Annotated in this window: 13 protein-coding genes and 1 pseudogene; 5 read left to right on the forward strand and 9 right to left on the reverse strand. The window is 37.6% G+C overall.

Annotated elements, in window-relative coordinates; genetic code table 11:
* The first annotated feature begins 99 nt into the window (after positions 1–99).
* Positions 100–357, forward strand: coding sequence for a GlsB/YeaQ/YmgE family stress response membrane protein (locus C9J31_RS13795; protein WP_054767518.1), 258 nt, complete (start codon positions 100–102; stop codon positions 355–357).
* Positions 358–565: 208 nt separating this feature from the next.
* Here C9J31_RS13795 and C9J31_RS13800 read toward each other — a convergent pair whose 3' ends face one another.
* Together C9J31_RS13800 and C9J31_RS13805 are read right to left on the reverse strand one after the other, a co-directional pair.
* Positions 566–2104: a DHA2 family efflux MFS transporter permease subunit gene (locus C9J31_RS13800; RefSeq protein WP_107949549.1), complete on the reverse strand. Its 1539-nt coding sequence runs from the start codon at positions 2102–2104 to the stop codon at positions 566–568.
* Positions 2105–2792: 688 nt separating this feature from the next.
* Positions 2793–3491, reverse strand: a complete 699-nt coding sequence (locus tag C9J31_RS13805) for a lytic transglycosylase domain-containing protein (RefSeq protein WP_107923960.1) — start codon at positions 3489–3491, stop codon at positions 2793–2795.
* 174 nt (positions 3492–3665) lie between these two features.
* On the opposite strand from C9J31_RS13805, the gene mscL reads away from it, so the two are divergent.
* The 3 genes from mscL to C9J31_RS13820 all read left to right on the forward strand — a co-directional run bounded on the left by mscL (position 3666) and on the right by C9J31_RS13820 (position 6630).
* Positions 3666–4055, forward strand: a complete 390-nt coding sequence (gene mscL / locus C9J31_RS13810) for a large conductance mechanosensitive channel protein MscL (protein WP_107923959.1) — start codon at positions 3666–3668, stop codon at positions 4053–4055.
* A 296-nt stretch (positions 4056–4351) separates the two neighbouring features.
* Entirely contained in the window at positions 4352–5467 is a 1116-nt protein-coding gene (locus C9J31_RS13815) for a methionine biosynthesis PLP-dependent protein (RefSeq protein WP_107949547.1), read from the forward strand.
* A gap of 2 nt (positions 5468–5469) precedes the next feature.
* The gene (locus C9J31_RS13820; protein ID WP_107949545.1) at positions 5470–6630 is read left to right on the forward strand and encodes an aminotransferase class I/II-fold pyridoxal phosphate-dependent enzyme; all 1161 of its coding nucleotides are present in this window, start codon (positions 5470–5472) and stop codon (positions 6628–6630) included.
* Between the two features lie 61 nt (positions 6631–6691).
* Here C9J31_RS13820 and C9J31_RS13825 read toward each other — a convergent pair whose 3' ends face one another.
* Both C9J31_RS13825 and C9J31_RS13830 read right to left on the reverse strand, forming a co-directional pair.
* A complete protein-coding gene (locus C9J31_RS13825; RefSeq protein ID WP_107949543.1) occupies positions 6692–7450 on the reverse strand; it encodes an alpha/beta fold hydrolase in 759 nt (252 codons plus the stop codon).
* Between the two features lie 98 nt (positions 7451–7548).
* The gene (locus C9J31_RS13830) at positions 7549–7977 is read right to left on the reverse strand and encodes an NUDIX hydrolase (protein WP_107949541.1); all 429 of its coding nucleotides are present in this window, start codon (positions 7975–7977) and stop codon (positions 7549–7551) included.
* Between the two features lie 69 nt (positions 7978–8046).
* On the opposite strand from C9J31_RS13830, the gene C9J31_RS13835 reads away from it, so the two are divergent.
* The gene (locus C9J31_RS13835; RefSeq protein ID WP_193767064.1) at positions 8047–8535 is read left to right on the forward strand and encodes a GNAT family N-acetyltransferase; all 489 of its coding nucleotides are present in this window, start codon (positions 8047–8049) and stop codon (positions 8533–8535) included.
* Positions 8536–8549: 14 nt separating this feature from the next.
* On the opposite strand, the gene C9J31_RS13840 is transcribed toward C9J31_RS13835, so the two are convergent.
* From C9J31_RS13840 to C9J31_RS13860, 5 genes and pseudogenes are all read right to left on the reverse strand, one after another.
* A complete protein-coding gene (locus C9J31_RS13840) occupies positions 8550–8876 on the reverse strand; it encodes a cupin domain-containing protein (RefSeq protein WP_107949590.1) in 327 nt (108 codons plus the stop codon).
* A 159-nt stretch (positions 8877–9035) separates the two neighbouring features.
* Positions 9036–9188, reverse strand: coding sequence for a YpzG family protein (locus C9J31_RS13845; RefSeq protein WP_107923955.1), 153 nt, complete (start codon positions 9186–9188; stop codon positions 9036–9038).
* Between the two features lie 522 nt (positions 9189–9710).
* The gene (locus C9J31_RS13850; RefSeq protein ID WP_107949539.1) at positions 9711–11387 is read right to left on the reverse strand and encodes a sensor domain-containing diguanylate cyclase; all 1677 of its coding nucleotides are present in this window, start codon (positions 11385–11387) and stop codon (positions 9711–9713) included.
* 392 nt (positions 11388–11779) lie between these two features.
* The gene (locus tag C9J31_RS13855; protein WP_107949537.1) at positions 11780–13060 is read right to left on the reverse strand and encodes an alpha/beta hydrolase; all 1281 of its coding nucleotides are present in this window, start codon (positions 13058–13060) and stop codon (positions 11780–11782) included.
* A 569-nt stretch (positions 13061–13629) separates the two neighbouring features.
* A pseudogene (locus C9J31_RS13860) lies at positions 13630–14418 on the reverse strand (NmrA family NAD(P)-binding protein); the annotation flags it as partial.
* Positions 14419–14524 lie beyond the last annotated feature (106 nt).

Below are 14524 nucleotides of genomic sequence, written 5' to 3' on the forward strand. Positions count from 1 at the left end.
AAATCAAAAAAGTAGCCTATTTATGTTTATTATTCTCCAGAAAGGATATAACTAAGTAATCGCCATTTTATATCTTAAATTTTGAGGAGATGAATAATTATGATAAGTTTCATTTGGTTTTTAATCATCGGAGGAATATTAGGTTGGTTAGCTGGCGTCATTTTAGGTAAAGATGTACCAGGCGGCATCATTGGTAATATTATTGCAGGGATTGTCGGTTCTTGGATTGGTAGTATGGTTCTTGGTAACTGGGGTTGGAAAGTCAGTGATTTTTACGTATTTCCAGCATTAATTGGGGCGATTGTTCTTATCTTTATCGTAAGCATTATTTTAAAAACTATGCGTAAAGCAACGTAATTATGCAAAATAAAGAGCTACCCTTTTTATTTTATTAAAAATGAACATTAACATTTTAATAAAGAAAATTAAGACTGAATCCAATATTGGATTCAGTCTTTGTTTTGCACTTTTTAAAATTCATAGCCGATACTATGGTTATGTCATCCGTAAAAAATGCAGGAGTTTACACATCTCATGAAATAATAAAGGCAGTTCCCTTGAGTTGTCACTCTGTATCAATATCTAAAGGTTTAACAACAGCCTCTTCATCGGTCTTATCTTCATGATTAGGTTTTACTCTTTTAATAAAGAAAGCAAGAATAAGTGCTATAACCGCAATCAATGTAGAAATGAAAAAGGTAAAATTAATACCATGTAACATCGCTTCATTCATAATTTGTTGTTGTAATTCAGCTGTAGCCTGTGCTGAAGGTTGAGCTGCATTTGCACTCAGATTGGCCATTGCGTCAGCAGCTAATTCCTCAGCTTTTACGGTCGTTCGGTTGTTCATTACGGTAATCAACAACGCGGAACCAATAGCACCAGATACTTGTTGCAGTGTATTGTTCATAGCTGTACCGTGTGGATTATTTATCGCTGGTAGCTGATTCAAACCATTTGTCATTACTGGCATCATGACCATTGACATCCCAAACATACGAAAAGTATACAGCAGCACAAGGGTAGAATAAGCCGTATTCATACCAATTTTGCTAAAGTAATAAGAGGTTACAACGGTAATGGTCAACCCACTCACCGCCAAAATTCTTGCCCCATACTTATCAAAGAGTTTTCCTGTAATGGGCGACATGATCCCCATAACAATCGCTCCCGGAAGCATTAATAAGCCCGATTCCATTGGTGAAATTCCACGAATGGTTTGTACATAGATGGGCATTAAAATCATCGCCGAAAACATGGCGACCGCAATCACGATTGAAATGGCCGATGACAAGGCAAACATTGGATACTTGTAGATACGGAACTCAAGCATGGGATCATCCATCCGTAGTTGACGCACTATAAAGCTAATTAAAGCAAGTGCACCAATAATAATCGTACCGTACACGAGTGGACTATCCCAACCTTTTTCCCCTGCTGAACTAAAGCCATACAACAAACCACCAAATCCTATGCTTGATAAAACGAGAGACATGAAATCAAGCTTAATAGCACGTTGTGGTGTTACATCTTTTAATTTAAAGACTGCAAAAATTAAGGTTACAACGGCAATTGGCAGGACAAGATCAAATAACATTCTCCAACTATAATGCTCAATCAACCATCCAGAAAGAGTCGGTCCAATCGCTGGAGCTGTAATCATCACAAGACCAAACATCCCCATTGCTGTCCCTCTTTTTTCGACTGGAAAAGCGGTAAGCATGACATTCATTAATAATGGCATCATAATCGCGGAGCCTGAAGCTTGAATCATTCGTGCCCCTAATAACACACCAAAGGCAGGTGCAATACTGGCCAGGAGTGTTCCCAATGTAAACAATAACATTGCTGTAATAAATAATTTTTTATCAGTAAAGCGCTGAATGAAGAATGCACTCGCGGGTATTAAAATACCATTAATAAGCATATAACCTGTCGAAAGCCATTGAACCGTAGTTGCATTCACATCGAATTCTTCCATAATAGATGGAAGGGCAACATTTAGTAATGTTTCATTCAATATTGCAACAAAGGCCCCGATAAATAAAATGGCAATCATGCCATATGGTGGTTTTTTTTGCATAGCATTGGTTTTCTCAGACATATAATCAGTCCTACTTTCTATGTTAAAATAAGTGCATTGTTGTAAGGCACCAACCTTGCCGCTGTCAACTGCGCCCAAAACAATGAGAAGCTCCCTCAATCATGACGGATGACTCCGATTTTTGCTTCTGTTGAATGGTTGCTACAATTTGTACAAATTGTTTGTCATGTCGGTACTTTTGCTCAGTACCTGCTGTAAAATCTCGTTTCCAATGCTAAGACTCGTTTTCGTTCCTGCGCTGGGTAGCTCCTTCCTCCAATCTGTTAAAGCTCTCCTGAATGATTTCCATTTCTCTTTTCACTGTAAAAAAATAAATATAAGAGTTGACTAACGAATAGATTGTATCGTATAATTAAAGTAGGGATAATACGCAAAATTATAATTATACAATGTCTATCTAATAAATTTACCACAAAACATTATTTTTTTCAACGCCTATTTAAGTCGCGTGACAAAAGTTTTTTTAAAAAATTACTAAAGAAGAATTACTTTTACACCTTTCATCTTTAGGATAGGGATACATATTAATATGACCCATAAATAACAATGAATTATATCATAAGCCAAATCCATTAGGCACAAGTATTTGGCTCAAGTCATGTCGAAAAGCTAGGCAATTCCATTTAACAAAACAAAGACTGAATCCAAAACTGGATTCAGTCTTATTTTCTTCATTAAATATTGACTTTTAATGCTCCGTATTTATAAGAACTGCGGCTTTTAACTCATCATGGTAGTTATTATATAATTTATAATAATGCAAAACGTTTTCAACATACTCGTCACTATGATTATAGTTAAACACGGCACGCTTTACGTCCCCTTTAGCTGCACCGTACTTCGATAAATAATTGGCTGCACTGTACACCGCATCTTCAATATCATATGGGTCTGCTACCCCATCTCCATTCGCATCTACCCCATACCCACCATATTTTTGAATGGCAGCAGGGTTCATTAGTTCAGACTTAGCAATTTCGCCTTTGCCTAACCCAGAGCATGTTGGATGTTTCCAACCTACAAAGGTACAAGGCATAAACTGCATATGCCCTTCTGCCCCAGCTGGAGAAACAAGGGATTTCATAGAGGAGAAGCGCGTTTCGATGCGATGATGTGCCGCCAACAATGTCCATGGCACACCATATTTCTCCTCTGCAGCAATATAGATGGGAATATATTGCTCAGGTATTTTTATATCAAAATTTTGTTGAATTTCTTCTATCGCCTTCTGCTGTGCAAGCTTTTCAAAAATCGGTAATGTTTGTAGTTCTTTCCACGCAAAAAAAGCGAGAACATACACTGTTATTGCAATGGGTACTAATAATGCAATCATCCCCATTTTCACAGCCGGTGATAGCAATGGTTTTTTCTGTTTTTTTTTCGCCATATGTCACACCTAATCATTCGTTATCTTCTTCTATATTACCAAATTTACCGTTTATATGTAGACATTTTTTAGCTATTTTGTTTTCCCTATGAATATAGTTGAATTTATAGTGCAAAATATAGTAAAATACAATTTGATTGTTGTTAATTGGTTAAATATAGGAGGAAATATTTTATGTGGAAAGACTTTAAGGAATTTGCTATGAAAGGCAATATTGTCGATTTAGCAGTAGCTGTTGTTATCGGTGGGGCCTTCGGTAAAATTGTTACCTCCTTAGTAGAAAATATCATTATGCCATTAGTCGGTGTATTAACAGGTGGCATTGATTTAACGAAGAGCTTTGTTTACGGCTCAGGTGAGGCACAAATTCAATTAGGTGTGTTTTTACAGTCTATTATTGACTTTTTAATTATTGCATTTGCGATTTTTATAGCCTTAAGAATCATGACGAAGCTTTCTAATAAAAAAGAAGAGGCTATTGTAGAAGAACCAGTTCCTGCGCTGGATGCAAAAGAAGAGCTTCTAAAAGAAATACGCGATTTATTAAAAAAAGAACAAATGTAAAATAGAAAGCAATTGCTTAGTTACAAGCAATTGCTTTTTATTTTTATCTTATTGTCCCAACGTCCCTTCCCTGTCTGTGTCTTGTAAAAAATACAACCCCTACTATTCCGACAAGATTTTAACACAATAATCTATCAAATTTTCTGAAATCATCTTGTCCTACCGAAGTTTACATGGTAAATTGATAACAATTATAGAGAATACTATATACGTAATCAAATTATCCAATAAGAACCTAGGTCCATTGGTGATACGCGGACCTTTTCTATTATTATGATAAGGAAAAGAGTGACGACATGACAAACAACAGAAGTATTGAAACAAAGCTAGTACAATTAGGGAATTTAAGTGATCCAACAACAGGTGCTGTGAGTCCTCCAATTCATTTATCGACAGCTTACAAACATACAGGTATCGGTGAATCTACAGGTTTTGACTATGCACGTACAAAAAATCCAACGCGTGCCATTTTAGAAGCAGGGATAGCGGATTTAGAGGGAGGCGACATGGGCTTTGCCTGTAGCTCAGGCATGGCGGCCATCCAACTCGTACTTTCTCTATTCAAACCTGGTGAGGAATTAATAGTACCTGATGATTTATATGGTGGTACATATCGTCTTTTTAACTTCTTCAAAGAAACATACAATATTAAACCTGTTTATTCCAAATTTGACTCTGTTGAGCAGGTAGAAGCATTGATAAATGACCATACACGTGCCATTTTCATTGAAACACCAACAAACCCGCTTATGCAGGAATTTGATTTGAAAGTGTATGCGGAGCTTGCACATAAGCATGGAGCTTGGTTAATTGTCGATAACACTTTTTACACACCCTATTTCCAACGACCAATTGAATTAGGGGCAGATATAGTACTACATTCAGCAACTAAATATATCGGTGGCCATAATGATGTGCTAGCTGGCCTAGTAGTAGCAAAGGGTGCTGAGTTATCTGAACGTATAGGCTTTATTCATAATGGTAGCGGAATGGTGCTGGGTGCAATGGATTCCTGGTTACTAATTCGTGGTCTAAAAACTATGCACCTTCGCTTAAAACAACATGACACAAACGCCAAAGCCATTGCAGCTTATTTAGAGGAAGAAGAACTAGTGACCGATGTGCTTTATACGGGTAAAGGGGGTATGTTGTCATTCCGTCTGCAAAAGGCTGAATGGATTGATGTATTCCTACGCAATATTAAATTAATTACCTTTGCGGAAAGCCTTGGCGGTGTAGAAAGTTTTATTACATACCCAGCAACTCAAACACATGCAGATATGCCGTATGAAGAGCGTGTTGAACGTGGTGTTTGTGACCGTTTACTCCGTTTCTCAGTTGGCATTGAAGAAGCCGAGGACTTAATTGCGGATTTGAAGCAAGTATTTGAAATCCTTAGAAAAGAGGCTTGAGCATGACACAACATATCGAAACAGCACTTATCCATGCAGGTGTGCGTGATGGTTATGAAAATAAAAAAGGTGCAGTTAATGTACCACTGTATGTATCCTCAACATTTCACCAAGAAAGTATCGATGCGTTCGGTGAATTCGATTACGCTCGTTCTGGTAATCCTACACGTGATGCTTTAGAAAAAGCTGTCGCAGAGCTTGAGGGTGGCGTTCGCGCACATGCCTTTGCCTCTGGTATTGCAGCAGTTTCTGCAGCGTTAATGTTACTATCACAAGGCGATCACATCGTTATAACCGAGGATGTTTATGGAGGAACGTACCGCTTCGTGTCAAAAGTGTTGCCGCGTTTCGGCATTTCACATTCCTTTGTTGATTTTACGGATTTAGCAGCGGTGGAGGCAGCAATTACACCTACGACAAAGTTATTGTATATGGAAACACCTTCCAACCCAACACTTGGTATAACAGATATTCGGGGTGTAGTAGCTCTGGCGAAACAACATAAATGTTTAACATTTTTAGATAATACATTTATGACTCCTTTGCACCAACGACCACTAGATTTAGGTGTAGATGTTGTCATTCACAGTGCCACGAAGTTTTTATCGGGACACTCGGATATTATTGCTGGATTAACTGTCACTGCTGACGATCAGTTAGGCAACGACTTATACTTTATTCAAAATTCATTTGGTAATATTTTAGGTGTACAGGATTCCTTTACTTTACTTCAAAATATGAAAACAACGGATGTACGCTTTAGTCGTTCTAGTGAATCTGCACAGAAAATTGCATTATTTTTAGATGCTAATCCACTAGTTGAACAAGTATATTATCCAGGGCTTGCATCGCATCCTGGCTATGCTATTCATCAGAGCCAGTGTACAAGTGCAGGTGCTGTATTATCGTTCCGCCTACCGAATTATGAAGCAGCTAAGGCACTAGTAGAGGCCATGAAAATTCCTGTTTTCGCTGTATCCCTCGGGGGTGTTGAATCCATTCTTTCCTATCCAGCGAAAATGAGTCATGCCGCAATGGAAACTGATGAACGTGCAAAACGTGGCATAACAGACGGCCTTTTACGTTTTTCAGTGGGTTTAGAACATGTTGATGATCTAATCGCAGACTTCGCACAAGCATTAGAAATTGCTGCAAAGGCATAAAAATTACCGCATCTCTCGCTGAGATGCGGTGTTAATTTGTTGCTAGGTAAATAAAAATTGATTAGCTTGAGGAATCCTGCAACCAATTGTCAATCGTCTCATTAAAAAATGCCGGACTTGCTAATGCAAGACCGTGACCGATATCCGCAACGAGCATCCCGACACAATTACTGTTGCTATTCAGTAAGTCCATAACTGATTTTTTCATCATCGATTTTTCTTTTTCACCCACAATAACTAACATAGGAGTCTCTACATGTTTAAAGTTCTCAGGAATGGCAAACGACAAATTTTCTTCCAGAACACGCGTTAATGTATGTTGTCGCATTTGGCAACTCTCTTCATAATATTGATTGAATTTTTCTGCAGGTATGTAAAGTGTCTTCGCTTGAATTTTTGAAAATGCCCTGATTGCGATTAGTGGTGAAGTTAGTTTGACAGTTGGCCCAATCCATTTTTTCATCAATGACATTGGCCTTACTAAAGCACTATTAATCACTGCATAATCTACCAATTTAGGTCTCATGCTTAATAATTGCACGAGAATTTGAGCACCTAGTGAAAAGCCAATAACAATTATTTTTCGTTCCTCAGCCACTTTTTCAATTAGCTGGATCATCTTTTCTGCGGTGTTTTCTATTGAAAAGTATGGATCTTTGTAATTCTTGCCATGGCCTGGTAAGTCAGGTACAACACAATGATAGTGTGGAGCAAAGTGCTGAATTTGTTGTTCCCACATCCACCCACTGACTCCTCCTCCATGTAAAAACAGCATGAGTGGAGCAGATCTGTCACCATATTCTTTAAAATAAACAGCCATAGTTTCTCCCCCTATTTATGTTGTGCAACTTACTTCTAACACAAAAAACCCCCTATTTAATGTGCTTCAACCATATAAAAGAGGGATATATAAATCTATTAATTTTTCACCCTTGCTAATACACGATATAGATAATCTCCATGCCCCTGCGCAAGTATCACATCATGCTCATCCTCTATCCAGTAAAACGTCAATTCCAGGTCTGCTTCATTCACACCTGTTGGACAATGTTGCCAACTATCACGCTGCTCATTCGTCGTTAAGTGATAAAAATAGCGTTTTTGTAAAGCGCCTGAATAATGATTGAAATAGTCCTGTGCAATTAATTCCTTAACCGCTAAATACGTCAAACCAGTTTCTTCAAACATTTCTCGAGCTACTGCCTCAAGTGGTGTTTCCCCTTCTTCCACAGTGCCGTTAGGAATTTGAATACCCGCTCCATTCATATTTTGCTCAAATACTAGCACTTGCAACCGTCCCTCACGCTCTCTCGTAATATAGCCATACGCCTTTTCCAAAACTTGCATGAGATCATCCCCTTCCACATGGTTGTATGTTACAATCAATATAAAATTTGGAACTGTAGGTGAAAAGTATTGACATTAATTATACGACAGATGCGAGAGGAAGACATCTTTTTTGTGCAAGAAATTGCCAAGAGTAGCTGGCATGATACATATGAAGGAATTATTCCAAAAAAGGTACAAGAGCGTTTTTTACAAATTGCTTATAGTAAAGAAAGTTTATTAAAACGACGCCAAAAGAGCTCCTTTTTAGTCGCTGTACTTGACGAGTCATTAGTCGGCTTTGCAAACTTTTCAAAAACGAACAACGGACAAGCTGAGCTTTTCGCTATTTACCTTGTTCCAAATATGCAACATAAAGGTATCGGTACAGCTCTGCTGGAAAACGGTATTCAACAGTTAGAGAATCCAACCACGCTCACAGTGTGTGTAGAAAAAGAAAATACAATTGCTATGCGCTTTTATCAAGCAAAGGGCTTTCAATTTGTAGAGGAATTTGATGATTTGTTTGATGGTCATGTCTTAAAGACCATTCGCATGGCATTATTATTCCCTCGATAAACCTATTTTTCATTTCACGTTATCGATGGAATTTCTATGTGCTTTGCTTGAATAACTAGAGCTGTTAATCCGGTGTCACTTCCTGACGCATGCCCTTGCCCAGTTTGCCAGAGGACGCCTTCACCATTTCTTAATAATATATTCTTACGATCTTCGCCACTTACCCATCCTTCGCCCTGAATTACTACAAATAATTGCGCCACTGGTGCTTCATGATGTCCGATAACACCACCAGGCTCTATGTAAACCAAACCAATATTGGTTGGCTCTACTGTTTTCATTATTTTAGTATAGAAAGCAGCAACCGAGTTATAATTGTCGATTGTCTTGCCATCATCCATCGTAAATTTATATTTTAGTTTATCAAAAATTATCAATAACTACTGTAATTTTACTTATTTGGTAATAATTTTATTTTTAACACCGGAAATTTTTAGACAAATTAAAAAAGCCCGGAAATAATATTTCCGGACTCGATACCACTTAATTCTCTAGCATGATTAAAACTGTCGGGCTTTCGCTTCACTTCTCAAGATACGGTTATGCAGAGTAATCTCCGTTTCACCATTTACTTGAGACTTCGAATGCTTAATCCTTGTCCAGTTGCGGTGGATTTTTTGAGATTTGGGGTCTAAATGTTCAGGCCTACTCATTTTACATCCTCCTCATCATTATAGATTTCATAAGTGAAATCTGTATTATAATGACCACATTCTATAATTATTATACATACATTTATTTACAAAATAGCTAATCCCGGCAAGGTCTCTATCGATTTAAACTGCCTTTCATCACCAATTCTCACCGTTTTAGAGCATTTAATCCAATAACAGATGCTTGCAAGCGTAAAAAGCATGCACATTCTTTTTAATTCGTTTACTTTTTTTGCAAGAGAATATTAACAATCGTTTCAAGTTGAAGTTCTAAAGAGTATGGATCTTCCATTACAAATTCGTCGTCAAATTCGCCATACATATAAACATTACCCTTTTAACGGCTGAAGCACTTTTATCGACCACGTCATCATATAAACATAAACATAATGTATGATTGACTCCGCCATTTTCTCTTCGTCGTTTTTTATACACTTCAAAATAGTACGCAATGTTTGTCATAGCGTACATCTTGTCTTTTGCCTGTAGACGCTCTAAAAATCGATGTCCGCAAACATCCCTTCAGATTATATGCTCGGTAAAGTTACCGGCACTATCACAAACTCTCAGCTGATTTCGGCCACTTTCTTTTGCCACATAAAGTGCTTGATCCGCTTTATCAATCAGTTCATAAAACGTTGCTATTTCCCTAGCTATAGTATATTCAGCAATGCCAATACTCACTGTAATTTTAATCAATTGGTCAGCCATCTTATATGGATGCTCTTCAACGTTTATTCTGATACTTTCTGCTATTTTTACAGCGCTTTCCAATGTGGTTATTGGCAACAAAATGACAAATTCTTCTCCACCATATCTTGTTACAATATCTATACTTCGCACGGATTCTGCTATTCGTTTTGCAACATGCTTTAACACCTCATCACCAATAAGATGTCCATATGAATCATTTACCTTTTTGAAAAAATCGACATCAATAGCTATACAGGAACAGGGATTTTGCGCTTCTACACATTCCTGAAAAACATGCTCGCCTTGCTCAATTAGATAACGACGATTATATAACTTCGTCAGCTGGCAGGTGATTGAAAGTTCCCTCAATAAAATGGTGTCTGCCTTCACTTTAGCGCTCATTTCATTGAACGACGAACAAAGCTCCTGAAACTCTTTGGCATAAGGTGCCATCTGATGTTCATTAATTTTATAATCGTAGTGTCCTTGTTCCACCTTGCCTACTCCTTTAAGCAATTGCTGAATAGGCTCCTCGATACTTTTATTGATAAGTAACATGATTTTAATAGTGAAAAATGTGCCTAATAAAATACAGATTGCTAACAGGGCCAATCTTTTTAGCAATGGCAAATACGCTTCCAACACTGCGACTTCTGAAATAATGTACCATTTTCCTTGATTGATAGGCTTGCTTTTAGCCAGCACCCATTCGCCCTTTTTATCTTTATAGATAGTGAGTGATTGTGTCGAATGATGCTGAGCTGCCGTAAGAATATGCTCATCGATCATAAAATTTTGCTTAAACACATCATGCTTCGTTTCATTTGGAAATCTTTTGTTATTATTGGATGCGAGTTCGGTAAGTAATGTGCCATCTTGATTCACGATATAGGCATGCCCTAAAAAGCCAACTCTTGATTCTTGTAACAGCCCGTCGATTGTATGTAAATTGACGGTTCCAAAAACAACACCATTAAATTGCTGTTGCTCATCTAAAATAGGTGAAGCGAAAGCAATAATGGGCTGATTTGTTACTTTACTAATAAGAATATCCGTTATATATTGCTGTTTCGTTTCCTTTGCGACTTGAAAGTACTTACGATCATTTACATTAACACCTACACCATTTCTACGATACTCGGTAACTGTATCGAACTGTACAATACCTTCCCTATTGACAAAGATTAAATCAGCAAACTCTGTTTGTTCTTTAAAATCTTGAAAATAACTCTGAGATTTTTCAAAATTGTGACCTCTAACAAAATCTAAATTAGCCATTGTATGTACATCTCTTGATCGCTCCATTAACCAGCTTTCAAAAAAATAGGTTTGTGCGTCTAAGTAATTTGCCATCTCTTCATTCTGATGTTTAATGGTTTGCTGATATTCGATAAAAAGCGTAGGAATAAAAATAAATAGACTAATGATGAAAGAAATAACAATATGTCCTCTGCGAAGTTGACTTTTTATCGTATTCTGCTGTTGAAGCTTCCTTAAAATTTTCAAGCTTTTCCCTCCACAAAATACTAAACATATCTTCCTAAATTGTTCGGAATTTTTATTCTTCACATTAAAAATACCACAACCTAATGATTGTGGCAGTGAGAAAGTTAATAGTTCGTCATTTTTTTTACAGGAAAATTTGCAGGATTGTCATAAATATAGCTGTTACTAAAGGTACTATTTTTAATAACGTAAATCCGACTGAAGATGTGCAGATTCGCTCTAAAGGTCTTTCGTAGGAGAAGCAAAATAATGAATGAAGCGATTTTAACAGAGTGTATGACTGCTTTTTCCTTTTTTTTGCAATAGCGCTCTTGGCAACTAGATTTACTTTAAAAAGATGCTCAGACAATGCCGTGAGCATGCTTGTTGGTTTTGTTATTATGAAATTCCCGCTACTCATTCACAATAAATTTATGAATGGCAGGTAATAAGTCTTGATGTAGTGGCAAAGTGGGATTTGCATATGTCGCTAAATTGCCTTCACGATTTGCTGGTGCAGTTTTCAAAACATGATTCATACCTTCGATATATAAAAGTTCGGCATCTTTTCTTCCGGTTTTTAATGCTTCAGCATCTGTCGCTTTCACTTGTATATCGGTGGTTCCTTGAATAATTAATACGCGGCTAGTCAATTTTTGTAGCACGCTAGCTGGATGATACTTTAACCAAGAAATCATATATGGTTGTATAGAAGGTCTAAACAATGCTTGTAGTTCTGGAGAAACATTTTCTACTAACTGATCTTTTTTTAACGCACGAAGGATATTCGTTGTTTCCTCCGTTAATGCTGGCGTTAACTGACCTGCTAATTGCTCAACTAATATTTCATCAATTGGTCTACCTGCACCTGCAATTGATATGAAAGAATCCACATTTGCTTTTTGTGCAGCGAGCATGCCGATTAGCGAGCCCTCACTATGCCCAATAATATGAACGCTGGAATAGGCTTTATCTGCTAAAAGAGTTTGAATAACTTGAACAGCATCATCTACAAATTGATCGATTGACACATCTTCTTCCTTTGTCAACAGGGCTTGATTATCACCAACACCCCGCTTATCATATCGGACAGTGGCAACACCTTTGTTTGCTAATTCTTCGGCAAGCATTTTTAAACTATTATTTTTACCAGCAATCGCTGAATTACCATCCTTATCGGTCGGACCCGAGCCTGCTATAATTAGCGCCACTGGTGATGGTTCCTTAGTGCTCTTTTGAAGCGCCACGGTTAAATCACCATTTGTGACGGGAACAGTGATTGTCTCGTAGGATACTGGCTGTTCTTCGTAAGATTTTAATAAAAGCGTGTACTTGCCACCGTTTAGGTTAAAAGTAGCTTCGATTTGCTGTCCTTTTAATGTACCTACAATTTCAATAGCTGAGCCATTTAAATGAATAGCGGCTTTTACTTGATCGCCATTATACTTCACACTGTTAATTGGATAATTTTTCAAACCTTGCGCGGGTACCGATAGTGTCCCACCTTCTCGTTGTAAGTCCACAATAATTGATAGTGAACCGTTTGGAATTTCAATATCGCCTGCCCATTTTCCTAGTAGCTGTTCATTCATGTCATTGATCTCCTTTGTTTTATCGACCTGTGTTTCCTTGTCCTTTTGCGTACAGGCTACTAATAACAACGCCACGAAACACACGACTAAAAGTTTTTTCATAACATTTCCTCCCTTACTTATATAAAAATAATTAAAAATATAGGTAACAATATAAGAAGCATAATGACAAAACTCCATTTATTCCGAAAAATTAACTGTCTAGCCAACACCAAATTTCTTTTGTATAAGTAGCGCTGGATCATCTTTATTTATGTAAAAAAATACCCCACTTCCAGTATCGATCATCCCCTGGGACAGTTTCATTTGTATGGATCGTCTCAAAACGCTCGTTACTTTTACTGATTCTCCAAATTAAGAGCAGCAGCCCACCAAATGTTAATATCATGAAACTGATAAAAAGAGGGAAGAAATAAGAAGCTGTTTCATTTTGCAAAATGATGGAAGTATTGTAAAACGACCAATAAAATCGTCATACCTAAATTACTTGCAGCTAAATACCAACTCCCATATTTTCGCTGATGAAGTTCTCGCTCAGCAGATGCTTTTTTTCCTGAGCACTCAATTGTATTTTGGCACTTTTCATACCTACACCCATACGTCAGTTGAATGCCAAGCAAAATTAATGGTAGCTCTATAACTGATATCCTCGTTTTTTCTGTCCAACGCTAATCGTTACTTTGTATCTCTAATCCACCGTCTCGAATACCTTTTTGCGTGTTGACGAGCATAGGAAGATAGGCTTCTGGCATCCCTGCGCCTCTCATAATGTCGGTATAAGTTGCATCATCGACTTGTTGTACAAGGATTTCTTCCCCTAATACATCTCCAAGAGCAGCTACTAATTCCACTTGAATCATTGGCTTACCGGAAAGTTCGTAAATGGTATTCTCGTTTCCATGCCCAATCAATACATTTGCTGCTGCCTCGGCTAAATACTGTCGAAGTACCCAGCCTACTTTTCCCGTTCCTGCGGATGTTACCCAAGGTGCTCCTGCTATCGCGCCTTGTATGCCTCCAATTTCATTTTCAACATACCAATTGTTACGTAAAAATGAGTAAGGAATACCTGTTTTCAAAATAGCTTCTTCTCTAGCTCTATGTGATGAAGCAAGGAAAAATTTGCCGTCACTTGCATTTGTTATACTAGTATAAGCAATAAATTTTACTAGAGCACGCACGGCAGCAACTAAGGCATTCGTATGATGTCTCATCACTGTTTCATTATCCCCGAACGTAGAAGTAATGAAAAGCCCGATCAATCCCTGAAAAAGCAGCATCTAATGTTTCGGTTGATCAAAATCTCCGTGTCGAACTTCCACGCCGCGAGCTCGCAATCCCTCTGCTTTCTCTCGATTTTGAACACTCACAGCCAACTCACTGGCTGGTTCAGTTTTTAATAGTGTTTCTACAACCTTTGCCCCTAATTGTCCTGTGGCACCTGTAACTATTATTTTCATTTCCTTGTCCCCCAATTAATTTTTTATATGGCATTATGAAGCTTGGGTATATACTAAATCCATAGTCACCAAAAAAGTACCATTGCGAAAGAGAAGAAATTCAAAC

This window comes from Lysinibacillus parviboronicapiens, assembly GCF_003049605.2.
Taxonomy (GTDB): Bacteria; Bacillota; Bacilli; order Bacillales_A; family Planococcaceae; genus Lysinibacillus; species Lysinibacillus parviboronicapiens.

Excerpts from the sequence above, each read along its gene's own strand:
- C9J31_RS13795 (WP_054767518.1), top strand. The coding sequence starts at position 100 with ATGATAAGTTTCATTTGGTTTTTAATCATCGGAGGAATATTAGGTTGG.
- C9J31_RS13800 (WP_107949549.1), bottom strand. The coding sequence starts at position 2,104 with ATGTCTGAGAAAACCAATGCTATGCAAAAAAAACCACCATATGGCATG.
- C9J31_RS13805 (WP_107923960.1), bottom strand. The coding sequence starts at position 3,491 with ATGGCGAAAAAAAAACAGAAAAAACCATTGCTATCACCGGCTGTGAAA.
- mscL (WP_107923959.1), top strand. The coding sequence starts at position 3,666 with ATGTGGAAAGACTTTAAGGAATTTGCTATGAAAGGCAATATTGTCGAT.
- C9J31_RS13815 (WP_107949547.1), top strand. The coding sequence starts at position 4,352 with ATGACAAACAACAGAAGTATTGAAACAAAGCTAGTACAATTAGGGAAT.
- C9J31_RS13820 (WP_107949545.1), top strand. The coding sequence starts at position 5,470 with ATGACACAACATATCGAAACAGCACTTATCCATGCAGGTGTGCGTGAT.
- C9J31_RS13825 (WP_107949543.1), bottom strand. The coding sequence starts at position 7,450 with ATGGCTGTTTATTTTAAAGAATATGGTGACAGATCTGCTCCACTCATG.
- C9J31_RS13830 (WP_107949541.1), bottom strand. The coding sequence starts at position 7,977 with ATGCAAGTTTTGGAAAAGGCGTATGGCTATATTACGAGAGAGCGTGAG.
- C9J31_RS13840 (WP_107949590.1), bottom strand. The coding sequence starts at position 8,876 with ATGGATGATGGCAAGACAATCGACAATTATAACTCGGTTGCTGCTTTC.
- C9J31_RS13845 (WP_107923955.1), bottom strand. The coding sequence starts at position 9,188 with ATGAGTAGGCCTGAACATTTAGACCCCAAATCTCAAAAAATCCACCGC.
- C9J31_RS13855 (WP_107949537.1), bottom strand. The coding sequence starts at position 13,060 with ATGAAAAAACTTTTAGTCGTGTGTTTCGTGGCGTTGTTATTAGTAGCC.